This window comes from Comamonas sp. UBA7528 (assembly GCF_002479375.1).
Lineage (GTDB): Bacteria > Pseudomonadota > Gammaproteobacteria > Burkholderiales > Burkholderiaceae_C > Comamonas.
The window spans coordinates 431,339-449,199 of the sequence record NZ_DLMU01000008.1 but is presented as its reverse complement, the minus strand read 5'-3'; the positions used below and the strand labels follow the sequence as shown (position 1 = coordinate 449,199).

The following is a 17,861-nucleotide window of genomic DNA, read 5'->3' as shown; positions in this document are numbered from 1 at the left end:
CAAGCTTCGGGGTCATTGTCCATGCCGGCAATGCCCCCGGCACCGTGTCAGCGCCGTGCCGCCTTGCGCTGCTTTTTCTTGGCTTCGGCCAGTGCCTGGCGCTGCTGCTCGGCCGCTTCGCCCGCGGCCACCCATTGCGCAAACTCCGCCGGGGTTTCCAGCGTGATGCGACCCAGGATGTGGGTACGGAAGTCGGTGATCACCAGCTCGGCCGCCTTCTGCGTGTTCACGCGCCCGCCGCTCATCACGGCGCCACGTTTGCGGCCAATGGCCTCCAGCAGCTCATCGTCGTGGGCGGCCGCAATCTTCTGCGCCCCCCAGCCCAGCTTGTAGCGGTCTTCCAGGTTCTGGGCGTAGTGCTTTTGCAGATACAGCAGCAGCTCCAGCGCCACCAGCTCTTCGTCGTAGGCATTGCGCCCCACCGACCCGGCAGCCGCCAGATTGAAGCCGCTTTGCTCGACGATGATCCGCGGCCACAGCATGCCGGGCGTGTCCCACAGGTAGAAGTCATCGTCCAGCACAATGCGCTGCTCGTCCTTGGTCACACCGGCTTCGTCGGCGGCCTTGGCCTGGCGCTTGTTGCTCATGGAATTGATCAGCGTGGACTTGCCCACATTCGGCACGCCGCAAATCAGCACGCGCAGCGGCTTGGCCAGACCACCCCGGTTGGGCGCCAGCTCGCGGCAAGCCTGCGCCAGGCGCCGGGCGGGAGCAGCTTCTTCCGCATCCATGGGGATGGCCCGGGTCTCGGGCTGGGCGTTGTACCACTCCAGCCAGGCCTGGGTCTGCACCGGATCGGCCACATCCTGCTTGTTGAGCAGCTTGACGCGGGGTTTGTGGCCCGTCAGTTCCTGCAGCAGCGGATTGAAGCTGGAGCCTGGCAAACGCGCATCCAGCACTTCGATCACCACATCGATTTCTTTGATGCGCTCGGCAATCAGCTTGCGCGTCAGGTTCATGTGACCGGGAAACCACTGGATGGCCATGGAGTGTCTTTCTACGGGAATGTCAGGTGTCTTCGGGGGCGCAAGGATAATCGCAACCCTGTTCTCCCGTCATCTACTGCGCCATGGCCCTTTTCTCTCCCTCCCGCAAACCCACTGCCAATGACACCCTGGTCAAAGGGGTGATCCTGGCCCTGATCGGACTGGTGCTGTTGATCGCACCCCATTTCATGGGCGCCACGCCGCTGCGCGACATGTTTGCCCAGGCCCAGGTGGTGGGCTGGTTCGCCCTGGTGCTGGGCCTGGCCTTCATGGGCAAGGAAGGTCTGCACCGCCTGCGCCAGCGGCGCGGCTGACGGATTCGGCTTTCGGGCTACCGAAACGGTCGGTGCGCATCCAGCGCACCCCGCCACGGCGCCAGTCCCTGGCTCCCCAGGCACCGCACCCGACTGAGTGGGGCCCCCCGGCCACTGCGCGCTCAGGACGCCAGCAACACCGGCTGCTGTGCAGCAGCCACGGCAGCCCCAGGCAAGGCCCGCGGCTCCAGGCGGAACACCCCCACTTCGCGCACCAGTTGCCCCACTTCCTGCTGCATGGCATCGGTGGCCTGGCTGCAGGCCTGCACCATGGCCGCGTTCTGGCGCGTCATGCCATCGAGCTCCAGCACCGCACTGTGGATGTGGGCAATGCCGTCGCGCTGGGCGGTGGATGCCTGGGCCATCTCGGCAATCAGCTGCCCGACTTGGGCCACATCGCCCACAATGCCCTGCATGCGCCCGCCGGCCTGGCGCGCCAGCAGCACGCCGCCATCCACCTGGCGCAGCGAATCACCGATCAGCGCCTTGATCTGCTTGGCCGCTTCCGCGCTGCGCTGGGCCAGCGCGCGCACCTCGGTGGCCACCACGGCAAAACCCCGGCCCTGGCTGCCGGCGCGCGCCGCCTCCACCGCGGCATTGAGCGCCAGGATATTGGTCTGGAAAGCGATGCCATCGATCACGCCGGTGATGGCCGCAATCTCGCGGCTGCGCTCGGCAATGCCCTGCATGCTGTCCACCACATCGCGCACCGCCTCCCCCCCTTGCCGGGCCGAAGCGGCGGCGGCGGCGGCCAGGCGGTCAGCCTGCAAGGCGGTTTCAGCGGTCTGCATCAGGGTCAGCGTGACTTCCTCGATGCGCTCCACACTGCGGTGCAGGTGGTCGGCCGTCTGGGCCGTGCGCTCGGCCAGCTCACCATTGCCGGCGGCAATCTGGCCCGAAGCCTCGGTCACCGCCTCCACACCGTCGTGCACCTGTGCCACCACCGTCTGCAACTGGCGCGCCATGCGGCCCAGATCCTGCAGCAACACCCCCACTTCGTCGGTGCGCTGGCTGTCCACGCGCACGCGCAAATCCCCCTGCGCTATGGTGCGGGCCACGGCCACCGCTTCGTGCAACGGGCGGGTCAGCGAGCGCACCAGCGCCCCCGAGACCAGCACGCCCAGCACCAGCAGGCTGCCGTAGATGGCCACGGCCCACCACAGCGCTGCCTGGCGCTGGCGGGCACCGGCTTCCAGCACCTCGCCGCGGTGGGTTTCCTGCAGGGCGATCAGGCGCTCGAACACCGCGATCTGTGCCTTGGCGGCCGGCAGCAATGCCTGGTCCACCAGCTTCTGTACTTCCCAGGCCTGTCCCAGATCGCGCGCCTTGAACGCTGCGTCATAGTGCGTCAGCAACTGGGTCTGGCCGGCCTGGGCTTCGTCCATCAGCGCGCGGTCCTCGCCATCGCTGACCCGCTGGGCCATGGCTTCGCGCGCCTGTTCAGCCGCCTTCCACAAGGTGCGGGCCTTGTCGTTGGCACTGGCGATCAGCGCCTCTTCCGCGGACTGCACCCCGGCCAGCGCCACTTCCAGCGCCTGGTTGGTCAGGGCCTGCCAGCGCACGGCCCAGAGCATGCGCTGTTCGCTGTCGGCCGTGGCCTGGGCCACTTCCTGGTTCACACGCTGCAACTGCCACAGCAGGGCAACGGCAACCAGTGCACTGGACAGCAGCAATCCCAGGAACACCATGCCGATCTTGCGTGCGACCGACAGATTCTGGAGGTGCGCCCAAATGGAGCGGCGGGGCGGATGCAAACGCAATGTGGCAGTGGACATGGCTGGCGGGAGTCACCCTGTGCCACCCACCGGGGCGGCTTCTATCCGGCAATGTAGTGACAGCGTGTTACAAACGCATGTCATGCGCCCACGCTGCCGTCATCGCAGATTCATCCAGACGGCTTAGGCGCCCCGGATCGTCCCCTGGCTGCGCGTGCTGCCGCGCCGGACTCAGCCCAGCTGCTGGGGCGCCATGTAGTTCTGGCGCCAGTCCTCGAAACTGCCCACGCTGGCCGCCTCGATGGCCTGCTGGGCCTGCACCGATTCGGCCGCCCAGGCCGCAAACTGCTCCTCATCCGCCGCACTCCAGGGACGGTGCAGCAACTGGTCGCGCGCCCATTGGGAGCGGGCTAGGCCAAAGGCGTTGAAGTTGTTGCCGTAGTGCTGTGCCATATCGGCCAGCACGCGGGCGGACGGCGTGAGGCTGCTGTCCTGCACACGTGCCAGTGCCAGCTCCAGGGCTTCGGTGTAGCCCTGCGTGCCATGCACCTTGTCCAGCGCCTGGGCGATGGGCCGGCAGGCCTGCAGCACCTCGTCGGCCCAGGCCGTCATCTCCACCTCCCGGCCGGCACGCACCAGGCGTAGGCCGGGCTCACGGCCGCGCTCGGCGGTCAGGTGCTGGTTGTGCTTGAGGTCCGCAATTTCCAGGGGCGAATCCGGCGGACTGTCGCTGAGCAGGCAGTGCAGCAGGAACACGTCCAGCATCCGCATGGTGCTGGCGTGGATGCCCACATCCTCGTAGGGATCGATGTCCATCAAACGCACTTCCACATACTCCACGCCGCGCTCGCGCAGCGCATGCAGCGGACGCTCTCCGCTCTTCACGGTGCGCTTGGGGCGGATGGTGCCGTAGAACTCGTTCTCGATCTGCAGCAGGCTGGTGCCCAACTGGTTGTAGTCGCCCCCCGGGTTGCGCACGCCCACCAGCTGGTAGGCGGGGTACGGCCGGGTCAGCGCGTCGTACAGCGAGTTGGCATAGCCTTCCAGGCCGTTGTAGCTGACGCTGATGCTGGACTGGGCATCGCTCTGGTAGCCCAGGCGCCCCATGCGCAACGAAGTGGCATAAGGCAGGTAGAACGCCCTGCCCTCGCTGCCCATGGGCTGCAGCTGGTGCGAGCGGCCTTCGACAAAGCAGGGGGACAGCGCCGGCGATGCCCCGTAGAGGTACAGCAGCACAAACGCGTGGCGGCGGAAATTGCGGATCAGCGCAAAGTATTCGTCACTGGACACCCCTGGCAACGACCAGTTGTAGTGGATGCCCGAGATGGTCTGCATGCGGCGGCCATAGCGGTGGCCCAGGCCCATGCGGTAGACGCTTTTGGAGCGCCCGACATGCGAGCTGCCATAGCGTCCCAGCGGAATGGTTTCATCGATGGGCAGCCCACTGGGCATGCTGGAGGCCCACATCAGCTCGCCGTCGCATTGGGCGTCCAGCGTGCGGTGCACAAACTGGTGCACGCGCTGCAACTCCTGCACGCACTCCTCCACCCCCAGGCGGGCACCGGTGATCAGCTCCAGCTGCGATTCGCTGAAGTCCGTGGTGATGTGAGGGTGGGTCAGTGCCGAACCCAGCGCGGCAGGGTGCGGCGTCAGTGCCAGCCCCCCGTTGGACAGCGCACGCAAGCCTTCTTTCTCAATGCCACGGCGGATTCCCGCCAGGCGTTGGGCATCGGGAAGCGGGGAGAAGGCTGCGGTATGGTTCATGCTGGCTGGTGTCGGTGCACAGTACTGCGGGGCCCGAACTTAGCATGCCGGGCCATGGGTCGCCGATGATAGGCAAATGTAACCAGCGGCGTGGCCCCTCCGGTTTTAACCACACCCGGACTGTGCCGGGCCGAGCCGCTGGCACCGCCCGGCGCGGCTTGTGCTTAGGCCAGCGCCTGGGCCTGCAAGGCCTTGCCCACCTCCAGACGGCTTTGCGCCTGACCGCTTTGCGGCACCTGCTCCTGCGTGCGGTCCAGCACCTGGGGCAAGGCTTGGGCCAACTGCTCGGGCACGGTCTCGCCCTGCCCCAGGTGCACGCCCTGGGTCAAGGTGATGTGGGCCGCCTCGAACGATCCCGCACCGGCACACAGAATGGTGCGCGTGGGCGCCGATGCGTGCGCCAGCACCAACATGGCTGGCACCACCGATTCGGGGGTGAGCGCCTGCGATGCCTCTTCCCCCAGCAGACCTTCGGTCATGCGCGTGGCCGCCGTGGGCGCCAGCGCATTGACATGGATGCCGTATTTGGCACCTTCGATGGCCAGGGTCTGCATCAGCCCCACCTGGGCCAGCTTGGCCGCACCATAGTTGCTCTGGCCGAAATTGCCATACAGCCCGGAGGACGAGGTCGTCATCACGATGCGGCCATAGTTCTGTGCCTGCATCTGGGCCCACACGGCCTTGCAGCAGTTGGCCGCGCCCATCAGGTGGACTTCGATCACCAGGCGGAAATCGCTCATGTCCATCTTGGCAAAGCTCTTGTCGCGCAGGATGCCGGCGTTGTTGACCAGAATGTCCACCCGCCCCCAGGCATCCACCGCCTGTTGCACCATGGCCTGCACGGCGTCGAAATCGGTCACCGAAGCGCCATTGGCCAGCGCTTCGCCACCGGCGGCACGGATTTCATTGACCACGGCCTGGGCCGCGCCGACCGAGCCACCGCTGCCATCCAGCGCGCCGCCCAGGTCGTTGACCAGCACCTTGGCACCGCGTCGCGCCAGTGCCAGCGCATGCTGACGGCCCAGGCCGCCCCCGGCGCCGGTCACGATGGCCACGCGGCCCTGAAAGTCCAGTTCATCTGCTTGCATGGTGTTTGTCTCCTGTTGGATCTGCGTGCTTTTTGCCACCCGCTGCGGGTGTCTACGCCGCGCACTCTACGCGGCGGCGGGCAGCGCCGCAGTAGCCCAAGCGACTGTGCGCCCCCGCGCGCAGCCACCGCAGACTCCAGCGCCGATTTATCCCCATCTCTGCGGCAAAGGCCTGTGGATAAGCATGGGACACTGTTACAACAAAATCCCAAGTCATTGATTTTGAAAGATTTTATTTTTATGCCTATTTTTTAGGCAGCGCACTGTCTGACAAAGTTGTCACCAACCGCGTTGGAAAACTGTGTGGACAACTTTCGCAACCGCGGATTCCTGGACGCTAAGTGCTTGATTTTTCACACTTCCATTTGCTGCGCCCATTTTTTAGGCATACACGGGTTAACACCAGGTCAAATCCCGCCCACCTCCCACCGAATCCAGGCTCGGCCACAATGCAGGGTTTGCGCCATGGAGCGCTCCTTTTTTTGCTGTCATGTCTTCCGAATTCGCTCCACCCTTTTTCATCGCCCGCCTCAGTCCCAGCGACCAGCAGTGCGATGCCTGGGCCGACCAGTCCCTGCTCGACTCCATGGAGCAAGGTGGGCTGGATTGGCCCAGCTCCTGCCGCAACGGCACCTGCCGCACCTGCATCGGCCAGCTGGTGTCCGGCAGCGTGCATTACGCCGTGGAATGGCCCGGCCTGAGCGCCGAGGAAAAAGCCGAAGGCTGCGTGCTGCCCTGCGTGGCCATTCCGGATGGCGATGTGGTGCTGCAGGACCCCTCCCGCTAAACCTTCTGCGGCGCACAGCTGCTGCGCTGCACTAGAATGGCAGGATTCCGAGGCGGGCACCATCCGGCGCCCTCTCTCGTACGGTAGTGGCCGTGCGCATTGCGTTCTTTGGGGGTGTCCTTGGGCACCATGTGTCAGTGCCCTGGACGCCATACGCCTTCTGTTGCCACAGCACCAGGCCCCAAGGAAACAGCTCTCATGAATACCCCCCTGAACCCCGTCGCCATCTCGCCGGTGGAAGAGATCGTTGCCGACATGCGCGCAGGCCGCATGGTCATCCTGGTGGATGAGGAAGACCGCGAAAACGAAGGCGACCTGGTGCTGGCCTCCGACCACGTCACCCCCGAAGCCATCAACTTCATGGCCCGGTTCGGCCGGGGCCTGATCTGCCTGACGCTCACCCGCGAACGCTGCGAATACCTGAAGCTGCCGCCCATGGCCGCACGCAATGGCACGGTCTACAGCACCGCCTTCACCGTCTCCATTGAAGCCGCCGAAGGCGTGACCACCGGCATTTCCGCCGCCGACCGCGCCCGTACCGTGCAGACGGCTGTGGCCAAGAACGCCGTGCCCACCGACCTGGTGCAACCGGGCCACATCTTCCCGCTGCAGGCCGTGGACGGCGGCGTGCTGATCCGCGCCGGCCACACGGAAGCCGGTTGCGACCTGGCCGGCATGGCAGGCTGCGCCCCCTCGGCCGTGATCTGCGAGATCATGAAGGACGACGGCACCATGGCCCGCCTGCCCGATCTGCAGCTGTTTGCCGCGGAACACGGTCTGAAGATTGGCACCATTGCCGACCTGATCCAGTACCGCAGCCGCACCGAATCGCTGCTGGAAAAAGTGGGCAGCCGTGTCATCCAGACGCCCTACGGCGAATTCACCTGCCACGCCTTCCGCGACAAACCCAGCCACGCCGTGCACCTGGCCCTGGTCAAGGGCAGCTGGAGCGAAGCCGACGAAGTTCCCGTGCGTGTGCATGAGCCGCTGTCCGTGCTGGATGCACTGGAAGTCAACCGCTCCATGCACTCCTGGGGTCTGGACACCAGCCTGCAGTATCTGGACAGGCAAGGCCAGGGCGTGGCCGTGCTGCTGAACTGCGGCGAAAGCGCCGCCCAGCTGCTGGAGCAGTTCGACGGCAAGGCCCGCTCGGCCCAGGCGCCCGAACGCGGCCGCATGGACCTGCGCACCTACGGCGTGGGCGCGCAGATCCTGCGCGAATGCGGCGTGCACAAAATGAAGCTGCTGGGCCAGCCCCGCCGCATGCCCAGCATGGCCGGCTACGGCCTGGAAATCACCGGATACATCACCAAGGAATAAAGCGACATGCTGCACGCTGAAAAAGGCAATGCCTCCGCACTGAACGGCCAAGGTCTGCGCATTGGCATCGTCCAGGCCCGCTGGAACGAAAGCATCACCAACACCCTGGCCCAGGCCTGCACCCAGACCCTGCTGGAAGCCGGTGTGGCCGCCGACGCCATTGACCATGTGCTGGTACCCGGTGCGCTGGAAGTGCCCGTGGCGCTGCAGGCCCTGGCGGAACGCGGCGGCTATGACGCCCTGGTGGCCCTGGGCTGCATCATCCGCGGCGAAACCTACCACTTTGAGCTGGTGGCCAATGAATCCGGCGCCGGCGTGACCCGCCTGAGCCTGGACTACCGTCTTCCGATTGCCAACGCGATCATCACCACCGAGAACCTGGAGCAGGCCATCGCCCGCCAGACCGAAAAAGGCGCCGATGCCGCCCGCGTGGCCATCGAAATGGCCTGTCTGCTCCGCACCCTGAAATAAGCCATGAGCGACGACACCCAATCCACATCGGCCAAAAGCCGCCCCCCCCGCCAGCCCCGCAAGGGCGTGACCAGCACCGGCGTGCGCAAGGCGGCCTCCAAGTCCACCCGCAGCCGCTCGCGTGAATTCGCGCTGCAGGCGCTGTACCAGCACATCGTGGGGGGCAACGATGCCACGTCTATCGATATGTTCACGCGCGATCTGGCAGGCTTTCACAAGTGCGACACTGCCCACTACGACGCGCTGCTGCACGGCTGCATCGAAACCGCTGCCGATCTGGATGCGCTGATCGCTCCCAAGCTGGACCGCCGCATGGAAGATATCTCGCCCATCGAACATGCCTGCATGTGGATTGGCGTCTATGAATTCCTGCACTGCCCCGATGTGCCCTGGCGCGTGGTGCTCAACGAGAGCATCGAGCTGGCCAAGGAATTTGGCGGCACCGACGGCCACAAGTACGTGAACGGTGTTCTCCACGCCCTGGCCCCCACGCTGCGCCCCACCGAAGTGGCTGCCGACAAGGGGCAGAACGGCGCCGGCAAGCCGGAACAGGCCCCCAAGGCCGAAGCCGAGCCCGCAGCCGACCAGCCCGGCCAGGACAGCCAGGCCTGATCTCCTGCCAGGCAGCCTTCCCACCGGAACGCTGCCTTTTTTCTTTTTTGTTCTGCGGCACAGCCGCCCCTTGAAAAGCCCATGCAGTTTTCCACCCGCGCGCAACGCATTGAACCGTTTTACGTGATGGAGGTGGCCAAGGCCGCCCAGGCGCTGGCCCGAGAAGTGGCCCACACCGACCAGCCGGTGATCTTTCTGAACATTGGCGAGCCCGACTTCACAGCACCGGCACTGGTGCAAGAAGCGGCCGCCCGCGCCATCGGCAGCGGCGCCACGCAATACACCAACGCGCTGGGCCTGGAGCCGCTGCGCGAAGCCATCAGCGGCTGGTATGCCAGCCGCTTCGGTGTGGAGGTCCCAGCCCGCCGCATCGTGGTCACCGCCGGCGCCAGCGCCGCGCTGCAACTGGCCTGCCTGGCACTGATCGAAGCCGGCGATGAAATCCTGATGCCGGACCCCAGCTACCCCTGCAACCGCCACTTCGTCAGCGCGGCCGAAGGCTCGGCCAAACTGATTCCTTCGGGCGCAGCAGAACGTTTCCAGCTCAGCGCAGCCCAGGTGCAGGCCCATTGGGGTGACAAGACACGCGGCGTGCTGCTGGCATCGCCCTCCAATCCCACGGGCACATCCATTGACCCGGCCGAACTGCGCCGCATCCATGAGGTGGTGAAGTCCAAGGGCGGCATCACCATCGTCGACGAGATCTACCTGGGTCTGTCGTATGACGACGCCTTCGGCCAGACCGCCCTGGCCATAGACGACGACATCATCAGCATCAACAGCTTCAGCAAATACTTCAACATGACCGGCTGGCGCCTGGGCTGGATGGTGGTGCCCGAGGCCATGGTTCCGGTGGTGGAGCGCCTGGCACAGAACCTGTTCATCTGCGCCTCCACCATCTCGCAGCACGCCGCCTTGGCCTGCTTTGCGCCCGAAAGCATTGCCGAGTTCGAACGCCGCCGCGCCGAATTCAAGGCCCGCCGCGACTACTTCCTGCCCCAGCTCAACCGCCTGGGCCTGTCCGTGCCGGTCATGCCCGACGGCGCGTTCTACGCCTGGGCCGACTGCTCCCAGGTGGCACACAAGCTGGGCGTGGCGCCGGGTGCCAACTGCAGCTGGGACTTTGCCCATGCCTTGCTGCAGCAAGCCCATATTGCCGCCACCCCGGGCCGTGACTTCGGCACGGCCGACACCGCACGTCACATCCGCTTTTCCACGGCCAATTCCATGGCCCAGCTGCAGGAAGCCGTGGCCCGCATGGAACGCCTGCTGGCCTGAGCATCCCCATGACGGCTTTTCGCTTTCCCCTGCGCATCTACTGGGAAGACACCGATGCCCGCGGCACGGTCTACCCTTCCCGGATGCTGCATTTCTTCGAGCGCGGCCGCACCGAATGGCTGCGCGCGCTGGGTATCGAACAGCAAAAGCTGCGGGAACAAACCGGCGGCTTCTTTGTCGTAACCCATGCTGCGGTGGACTATGTCGCCCCGGCACGGCTGGACGATCAGCTCTGGGTCACCGCCCGGCTGCAATCGGCAGGCCGCGCCTCCATCACCATTGCCCAACAGGCTTTGTTACAACACACCATGTCATCCGATGGCCAGCCTCAGCTGTTAAGTGAAGGCACCATCCGTATTGGCTGGGTGGATGCGGCCAGCATGCGCCCTGCCCGTATTCCTGCCAGCATCCTGGAACAACTCTCATGAACAACCAAGACATGTCCATCCTCCACCTGGTGCTGCAAGCCAGCTGGGTGGTCCAACTCGTCATGCTGATTCTGGTGGCCGCCTCGGTCGCCAGCTGGGCCATGATCTTCCGCAAGATGCAGACGCTCAACAAGGTGCGCGCGCAGAACGACAGCTTCGAGCAGGACTTCTGGTCCGGCACCAGCCTGAACGATCTGTACATCAGCGCCATGAAAAACGCCAAGAGCGGCGGCCCGATGGAACGCGTCTTCGCCAGCGGCATGCGCGAATACCAGAAACTGCGCGAACGCCGCATCACCAGCGCCGACACGCTGATGGACGGTACCCGCCGCGCCATGCGCGCCAGCTTCCAGCGGGAGATGGACGAGGTCGAATCCGGCCTGCCCTTCCTCGGTACCGTGGGCTCCGTGGCCCCCTACGTCGGCCTGTTCGGCACGGTCTGGGGCGTGATGCACGCCTTCACCGGTTTTGCCAACATGGAGCAGATCACGCTGGCCACCGTGGCCCCCGGCATTGCCGAAGCCCTGGTCGCCACCGCCATGGGCCTGTTTGCCGCCATCCCCGCCGTGACCGCCTACAACCGCTACGCCCACAAGATTGACCGCGTTGCCAGCCAGCAGGAAACCTTCATCGAAGAGTTTTCCAACATCCTGCAACGCAATGTGAGCGGCGTGGGCCAGAGCACGGCGTCGGGCCACTGATCGGAGCCGCCCCATGCCCGCAGTCAGCTCCCGCGGCAAAGGCCGCCGCACCGTCAATGAAATCAATATGGTGCCGTTCATCGACGTGATGTTGGTGCTGCTGATCATCTTCATGGTCACGGCCCCCATGCTCACGCCGGGCGCCATCAACGTGCCCAGCGCCGGCAAGTCCACCAAGCCCCCGGTTCAGAACGTGGCCCACGTGCTGATCGACAAGGATGGCTCCGTACGCCTGAAAACCCCGAATGGCGAACAGACCGTCACGCTGCAGGAACTGGGCCTGGCGGCCTCCAGCTGGCAATCCGGCCAGCCCGAGGACAGCGCCATCATGATCCAGGCAGACAAAGCCCTGCCCTACGAAACCGTGGTCAACGCCATGGGCGAGCTCCAGAAAGCCGGCGTCAAGCGCGTGGCCCTGGGCGTCAAGTCCGCCGCCGGCAAGTGACCTTCGGGCCGGCAGCGGCTTTTGACCCGCCGGCCCGCAACTATTAGCACCGCACCCGATTCCATGTCATCCCGCTACGAAAACGACCCCTTTGCCCCACCCCGCCGCAGCAAGTACCTGCGCGCCTGGCTGATGGCACTGGCGGCGCACATCCTGCTGATCGTGGCGCTCGTCTGGAACGTGCGCCCGCCCAAAGCGGTGGGCGAAGCCGCTGTGGAAGCCGAGCTGTGGTCGGAAATGCCCACGGCAGCAGCCCCGCGCGCGCCCACGCCCCCCCCGGAACCCGAACCGGAGCCGGAACCCGTCAAGCCCCCGCCCCCACCGGAGCCCGAGCCCGTGGTGGTGCCGCCCAAGCCCACGCCGCAACAGCTGCAAGCCGAACAGCAGGCCCATGAGGCCGAGCTGGCGCTGGAGAAAAAGCGCCAGCAGGAGCTGAAGGACAAGCGCGAGCTGGAAGAACGCCAGGCCAAGGACAAGGCCGAGAAGGCGGAAAAAGCCCGCCTGCAAAAGGAAAAAGAGAAGAAGGAACAGGCCGAGGAAGAGCGCAAGGAACGCCTGGAAAAGGAAAAAGCGGACAAGGCCGAAAAGGACAAGCAGAAGAAAGAGCAGGAAAAGAAGGACCGCCTGGAAAAAGAGAAGGCAGACAAGGCCGAGAAGGACAAGCTGCAAAAGGAAAAAGAGAAAAAGGACAAGGCCGAAAAAGAGAAGGCCGACAAGGAAAAGGCCGAGAAGAAGGCCGCCGACGACAAGCGCAAGAAGGAACAGGCGGCCAAGGACGCCAAGGATGCCGCCGCCGCAGAAAAGATGCGCCAGGAAAACATCGCTCGCATGGCCGGTCTGGCCGGCTCGGGCGGCAGTGGTTCGGCCGAACGCAGCAGCGGCCCCAACGCTGGCAAGGGCGGTGGCAACGGTTCCGGCGCAGGCACCGGTGCCGGTGGCGGCCATGGCCCGTCGGCCGGCTATGGCGCCAAGGTCGCGGCCAAGGTCAAGCCCAACATCGTCTACCCGGATGCGATCAGCGGCAACCCGCGTGCCGAAGTCGAGGTGCGCACCGCGCCCGGCGGCGACATCATCAGCGCCCGACTGATCAAGTCCAGCGGCAACAAGGCCTGGGACGACGCCGTGGTGCGCGCCGTGCAAAAGACCGATTCGCTGCCCAAGGACGTGGACGGCAAGGTGCCGCCCACCCTGGTGATCGGATTCCGTCCGCAAGACTGAGCACGCACACGGCCACGCCGCAGCAGCGCACGCCAGAAGGGCTTGAAGGTGTTTCCACCTTCAAGCCCTTTGCTTTTGCCCACCCGCAGGAAAACCATGCTGTGCGACGGCACAGCGGTTGTGCTGCTGGCGGCTAATTGAACAGCATGTAAGCCCCCAACGCCAGCAAGCTGCCCATCAGCACCCGCTTGAAAGCGGTGGCCGAAAGACGCGATCGCAACCGCTCCCCCGCAGCCATGCCCAGCAACGCGGGCAACAGCATCGCGGCCGAAGCCCACAGCGCCACCCCATCCAGCGGGCCGCTGCCACCGGCCAGGCCACTCAGCCCGACTCCCAGGGCCAGGGTAGAAACCGTAAAACTCAGCCCCATGGCCTGCATCAGGGCCTGGCGCGGCAGCTGCAGTGCCTGCAGATAGGCCACCGCCGGCACCACAAACACACCGGTCAGCGCCGTGATGCCTCCGGTTACCAAACCGACCACGGCCCCCAGCCATCCTTGGTGGCCCGGCGACAGCGTGACCGCCCGCCCCCACAGGCCCCACAGCGCATACAGCGCGAGGGCAGCGCCCAGCAACTGGCGGGCACCGGCCGCCTGGCCCAGCGGCCCCCACCACCACACTCCGCCCAGCGTGCCCACCACCACACCCAGCTGCATGGGCCACAGCCGATGCAGCACCGGCCCCAGCGATGCCGCAGGCCGCATCTGCAGCACATTGGTCACCAGCGAAGGCAGCAGCAGCCAGGCGGCGGCCTGCCCTGTCGGCATGAACAAGGCCAGCAGCGCCATGGACACCGTGGGCAGGCCCAGGCCCACCACGCCCTTGACCAGGCCGGCCAGCGCAAACACCAGCACAGCCCCCAGCAACAGCCCTGGCTGGGCCAGCAGATCGGCGGTCATGCGCCCACCTCCTGTACCACCATGGCTGCCATGGCGGCTCCAGCAGCCTTCGTTTCAAACTGAACCTTTTGCATCACAACATGTCCTAACCAAACACTTTTCCTGCGCCATTCTTCTGCGCCTACACTGACACCACAATGCGGAAGTGCTACAGCCAGACTCAGGCCCACCCTGAGCCTTGCACCGACCCTCTTCGTCCATGCCCACCTTGCCATCCATGCGCTTTGACCTCACCGATCTGCAACTGTTTGTCCACATCCTGGACAGCGGCACGCTCACGGCGGCAGCGGGCCTGTCGCACATGACGCTGGCCTCGGCCAGCGAGCGCGTGCGCGGCATGGAAGCCCAGCTGGGCGCGCCGCTGCTCGAGCGCGGCGCACGCGGGGTGCGCCCCACGGCTGCCGGCCATACCCTGGGACAGCACGCGCGCCAGGTGCTGCAGCAAATGGAGCATCTGCGCGGTGATCTGGCGGACTTCGGCAACGGTCTGGCCGGCCAGGCGCGGGTGCGCGGCAACACCTCGGCCGTGGCCGAGCACCTGCCGCAGGCCGTGGCCGGCTTTCTGCAAGCCCAGCCGCGCGTGGCGCTGGAGCTGCAGGAATGCCGCAGCGAAGCCGTGCTGGACGGCCTGCGCCAGGGCCTGTGCGACATCGGCATTGCCAGCGATGCGGTGGACACCAGCGGCATACAGGCCGAGCCCTGGCGCCCCGATCCGCTGGTGGCGGTGCTGCCGGTGGAACACCCGCTGGCGCGCCGCATGTCGCTGCGGCTTACCGAGCTGCTGACCCAGGACTGGATTGGCCTGCCCCGTGGCTCTGCCCTGCAGGCCCTGGTGCAGCACCAGGCCACGCAGCTGGGCCAGCCGCTGCGCTGGCGCGTGCAGCTGCAGCAGTTCGACAGCATCTGCCAACTGGTCGGCCAGGGCGCCGGCGTGGCCGTGCTGCCGGCTTCCGCCGCACGCCGCCATGCGGGCCGCAGCGGCGCGCGGGCGATTGCGCTGCAGGACCCCTGGGCCCAACGCCAACTGCTGCTGTGCACCCGACCCGGCGTGCCGTTGCCGACACATGCCCAGCTGCTGCTGGAACACCTGCAGCAGCACAGCATCCGCTGACCCCACGACCCTCCTGCACCGGCCTTCACAGACAGGGCAGTACACACCCGCAGCAGGCAAGTCCTTGCTTGCCCGCCCTGGCTCCTGCCTGCACCGGATTGGTGTGCCGAAGACCGCGGAAGCTGGCGTTGGAAGCAGGTGTAACAGCCCCTGAAGCCCCTGCGGGCACCCTGCCCGCCCTGACACACGGGAGGGCGGATTGCAGGACAATACGCCCCATCATGACCCTCAAAGCCCCCGAACTCCTGTTGCCCGCCGGCTCGCTCGACAAAATGCGCGCCGCCTATGACTTTGGCGCCGATGCCGTGTACGCCGGCCAGCCGCGCTACAGTCTGCGCGCCCGCAACAACGAGTTCCGCATGGAACAGATCGCCCAGGGCATCCAGGAAGCGCACGCACGCGGTAAGAAATTCTTCCTGACCAGCAACGTGATTGCGCACAACGACAAGATCCGCACCTATCTGCGCGACATCGAGCCCATCATCGCCATGAAGCCCGACGCGCTGATCATGGCCGACCCGGGCCTGATCATGATGGTCAAGGAGAAGTGGCCCGAGGCGGTGATCCACCTGTCCGTGCAGGCCAACACCACCAACTACGCCACCGTCAAGTTCTGGCAGAAGATGGGCGTGGAGCGCATCATCCTCTCGCGCGAGCTGTCCCTGGACGAGATCGAAAAGATCCGCCAGGAGTGCCCGGACATGGAGATCGAAGTCTTTGTGCACGGCGCGCTGTGCATTGCCTACTCGGGCCGTTGCCTGCTGAGCGGCTACTTCAACCGTCGCGACCCCAATCAGGGCACCTGCACCAACGCCTGCCGCTGGGACTACAAGACGCACGATGCCCAGGTCGACCCCAACACCGGTGAAGCCCTGGCCCAGGCCATGGACAAGGGCTTCAACTTCGAAGACGCCAAGAACGACGCCGACAACCAGTTCACCAGCACCTGCGGGGACGGCAACCGCCACCCCAAGGCCGACGCCATCTACCTGCTGGAAGAAAAAGGCCGTCCCGGCGAAATGATGCCCATCATGGAAGATGAGCATGGCACCTACATCATGAACTCCAAGGACCTGCGCGCCGTGGAGCATGTGGAGCGACTGACCAAGATCGGTGTCGATTCGCTGAAGATCGAAGGCCGCACCAAGAGCCTGTACTACGTGGCCCGTACCGCACAGACCTACCGCCGCGCCATCGACGACGCCGTGGCCGGCCGCCCCTTCAACCCGCACCTGATCACCGAGCTGGAAAGCCTGGCCAACCGCGGCTACACCGGCGGCCTGCTGGAACGCCGCCCCGCCAACGACTACCAGAATTACGAAACCGGCACCTCGGTGCTGCAGCGCAGCCACTTTGTGGGCCAGGTGCGCGATTACGTGAATGGCATGGTCGAGATTGAAACCATGAACCGTTTTGCCGTGGGCGATACCATTGAGGTCGTGCACCCCACAGGCAACCGCCGCGTCCAGCTGACCCAGATGTTCAATCTGGAAGGCGAGCCGGTGCAGGTGGCCCAGGGCAACCCCATCCGTGTGCGCGTGCCGATGGAAGGCCCGTGGGAAGGTGCACTGATCGCCCGCTTGCTGCACCCCGAGCAAGCATAAGACCACGGCTTCTTGTGCCCAGGCACGGAGAACTTCAGCACGACTGAGCGCTGAAGCCCGCGCTCCCTGCGCGCAAGCAGCCCCTGATTCTGCAAGGCCCCTCGGGGCCTTTGCCTCTTTTTGCCCCTGATTGCCTGAAGACAAGGAACGACAAGTGAATCCAGAAGAAATCCAGGTTCTGCCCGAACTCAAGGCCTATATCGACCCCCTGACCCCCGACGAACACGAATCGCTGGAGCGCAGCATCCTCGACGAAGGCTGCCGCGACGCGCTGGTGCTGTGGGGCAATATCCTGGTGGACGGCCACAACCGCTTTGGCATCTGCCAGAAGCACGGCCTGCCGTTCAAGACCATCCAGAACGAGCGCTTCCAGAACATGGAAGACATCCACCTGTGGATGATCGACCAGCACCTGGGCCGCCGCAGCGTTTCGGACTTCCAGCGCGGCGTGCTGGCCCTGCGCAAACGCGAAATCATCGCCGAACGCCGCGCTGCGGCCGCTGCGGCCGTGAATGCCGCCAAGGCCCAGGCCGGAGAATCCACCGCAGAAGCACCCTGGGAAGGTGATACCGACCCGGTGGTCGCACAGACGCTGGCCAAGATGCCCAAGGTACCCGACCAGGCCCTGGACACCCGTGAAGCCCTGGCCCGCGCTGCCCGCCTGTCGGCCGGCCAGGTCAAGATGATCGAAACCATCCAGGAAAAAGCCGCCCCCGAAGTGGTGGCCGCCGTGCGCGCCGGGGAGTTGACGCTGAACGCGGCGGCCGTGGTCGCCACCCTGCCGATGGAAGAGCAACAGGCTGTGGCCGCCGAAGGCGCCGACGGCCTGAAGCAGGCCGCCAAGCGCGTGCGCGACGCCAAGAAAAAGCCCAAGGCCGAAAAGCCGGAAGCCGAAGAAGGTGCCGAAGCCGCTCCGCAGGCATCGGCCGAAGAACTGCAGGCCCGCGTGGCCGAGCTGGAAGCCGAGAACGAGCGCCTGAAGCTCCAGGTCAAGACCCTTCAGGAACTGCTGGCCGAACAGGCCTGAGCATTGTGGAACGCTGCATACAGCATTCTGGCGTTCCAGCATGCTGTTGCGGTCTACGGCCTGCAACAGGCAGGAAGGCAGCAAGCCCTGGACC

At 65.7% G+C, this 17,861-nt stretch carries 18 protein-coding genes; 13 read left to right on the top strand and 5 right to left on the bottom strand.

All coding sequences use genetic code 11. From position 1 onward, the window contains the following. Nucleotides 1–47 precede the first annotated feature (47 nt). Complete coding sequence (ylqF, locus tag B3349_RS11025; protein WP_291588618.1) at nt 48–986, bottom strand: ribosome biogenesis GTPase YlqF; 939 nt, start codon at nt 984–986, stop codon at nt 48–50. Between the two features lie 83 nt (nt 987–1,069). On the opposite strand from ylqF, the gene B3349_RS11020 reads away from it, so the two are divergent. Then, entirely contained in the window at nt 1,070–1,300 is a 231-nt protein-coding gene (locus B3349_RS11020; RefSeq protein ID WP_291588617.1) for an SPW repeat protein, read from the top strand. A gap of 122 nt (nt 1,301–1,422) precedes the next feature. On the opposite strand, the gene B3349_RS11015 is transcribed toward B3349_RS11020, so the two are convergent. From B3349_RS11015 to B3349_RS11005, 3 genes are all read right to left on the bottom strand, one after another. After that, complete coding sequence (locus tag B3349_RS11015) at nt 1,423–3,075, bottom strand: methyl-accepting chemotaxis protein (RefSeq protein ID WP_291588616.1); 1,653 nt, start codon at nt 3,073–3,075, stop codon at nt 1,423–1,425. Between the two features lie 171 nt (nt 3,076–3,246). Further along, nucleotides 3,247–4,779 (bottom strand): glutamate--cysteine ligase, encoded by a 1,533-nt coding sequence (gene gshA, locus B3349_RS11010; RefSeq protein WP_291588615.1) that lies wholly within the window; start codon nt 4,777–4,779, stop codon nt 3,247–3,249. Between the two features lie 164 nt (nt 4,780–4,943). Further along, a complete protein-coding gene (locus tag B3349_RS11005) occupies nt 4,944–5,867 on the bottom strand; it encodes an SDR family NAD(P)-dependent oxidoreductase (protein WP_291588614.1) in 924 nt (307 codons plus the stop codon). A 490-nt stretch (nt 5,868–6,357) separates the two neighbouring features. On the opposite strand from B3349_RS11005, the gene B3349_RS11000 reads away from it, so the two are divergent. From B3349_RS11000 to tolA, 9 genes are all read left to right on the top strand, one after another. After that, entirely contained in the window at nt 6,358–6,654 is a 297-nt protein-coding gene (locus B3349_RS11000; RefSeq protein WP_066539487.1) for a 2Fe-2S iron-sulfur cluster-binding protein, read from the top strand. Nucleotides 6,655–6,852: 198 nt separating this feature from the next. Next, entirely contained in the window at nt 6,853–7,974 is a 1,122-nt protein-coding gene (gene ribBA / locus B3349_RS10995) for a bifunctional 3,4-dihydroxy-2-butanone-4-phosphate synthase/GTP cyclohydrolase II (RefSeq protein ID WP_291588613.1), read from the top strand. Between the two features lie 6 nt (nt 7,975–7,980). Further along, entirely contained in the window at nt 7,981–8,445 is a 465-nt protein-coding gene (gene ribH / locus B3349_RS10990) for a 6,7-dimethyl-8-ribityllumazine synthase (RefSeq protein ID WP_218334277.1), read from the top strand. 3 nt (nt 8,446–8,448) lie between these two features. Then, the gene (nusB, locus tag B3349_RS10985) at nt 8,449–9,057 is read left to right on the top strand and encodes a transcription antitermination factor NusB (protein ID WP_291588612.1); all 609 of its coding nucleotides are present in this window, start codon (nt 8,449–8,451) and stop codon (nt 9,055–9,057) included. A gap of 81 nt (nt 9,058–9,138) precedes the next feature. Next, nucleotides 9,139–10,335 (top strand): pyridoxal phosphate-dependent aminotransferase, encoded by a 1,197-nt coding sequence (locus B3349_RS10980; protein ID WP_291588611.1) that lies wholly within the window; start codon nt 9,139–9,141, stop codon nt 10,333–10,335. Between the two features lie 8 nt (nt 10,336–10,343). Continuing rightward, on the top strand, nt 10,344–10,763 hold the full coding sequence (locus B3349_RS10975; protein ID WP_218334275.1) for a YbgC/FadM family acyl-CoA thioesterase: 420 nt from the start codon (nt 10,344–10,346) through the stop codon (nt 10,761–10,763). Then, nucleotides 10,760–11,464: a protein TolQ gene (gene tolQ / locus B3349_RS10970; RefSeq protein WP_218334274.1), complete on the top strand. Its 705-nt coding sequence runs from the start codon at nt 10,760–10,762 to the stop codon at nt 11,462–11,464. The genes B3349_RS10975 and tolQ overlap by 4 nt, the downstream gene beginning before the upstream one ends. Before the next feature lie 13 nt (nt 11,465–11,477). Continuing rightward, the gene (locus B3349_RS10965) at nt 11,478–11,909 is read left to right on the top strand and encodes an ExbD/TolR family protein (RefSeq protein WP_291588610.1); all 432 of its coding nucleotides are present in this window, start codon (nt 11,478–11,480) and stop codon (nt 11,907–11,909) included. Between the two features lie 63 nt (nt 11,910–11,972). Beyond that, a complete protein-coding gene (gene tolA, locus B3349_RS10960) occupies nt 11,973–13,127 on the top strand; it encodes a cell envelope integrity protein TolA (RefSeq protein WP_291588609.1) in 1,155 nt (384 codons plus the stop codon). A gap of 133 nt (nt 13,128–13,260) precedes the next feature. Here tolA and B3349_RS10955 read toward each other — a convergent pair whose 3' ends face one another. Then, nucleotides 13,261–14,025 (bottom strand): sulfite exporter TauE/SafE family protein, encoded by a 765-nt coding sequence (locus B3349_RS10955; RefSeq protein ID WP_291588608.1) that lies wholly within the window; start codon nt 14,023–14,025, stop codon nt 13,261–13,263. A gap of 217 nt (nt 14,026–14,242) precedes the next feature. Between B3349_RS10955 and B3349_RS10950 the strand changes: the two genes are divergently transcribed. The 3 genes from B3349_RS10950 (at nt 14,243) to B3349_RS10940 (ending at nt 17,767) form a co-directional block, all read left to right on the top strand. Beyond that, nucleotides 14,243–15,136, top strand: a complete 894-nt coding sequence (locus B3349_RS10950; protein WP_291588667.1) for a LysR family transcriptional regulator — start codon at nt 14,243–14,245, stop codon at nt 15,134–15,136. 221 nt (nt 15,137–15,357) lie between these two features. Continuing rightward, nucleotides 15,358–16,740, top strand: a complete 1,383-nt coding sequence (gene trhP / locus B3349_RS10945; protein WP_280011818.1) for a prephenate-dependent tRNA uridine(34) hydroxylase TrhP — start codon at nt 15,358–15,360, stop codon at nt 16,738–16,740. Nucleotides 16,741–16,894: 154 nt separating this feature from the next. Next, complete coding sequence (locus B3349_RS10940) at nt 16,895–17,767, top strand: plasmid replication/partition related protein (protein ID WP_291588607.1); 873 nt, start codon at nt 16,895–16,897, stop codon at nt 17,765–17,767. Nucleotides 17,768–17,861: the final 94 nt, after the last annotated feature.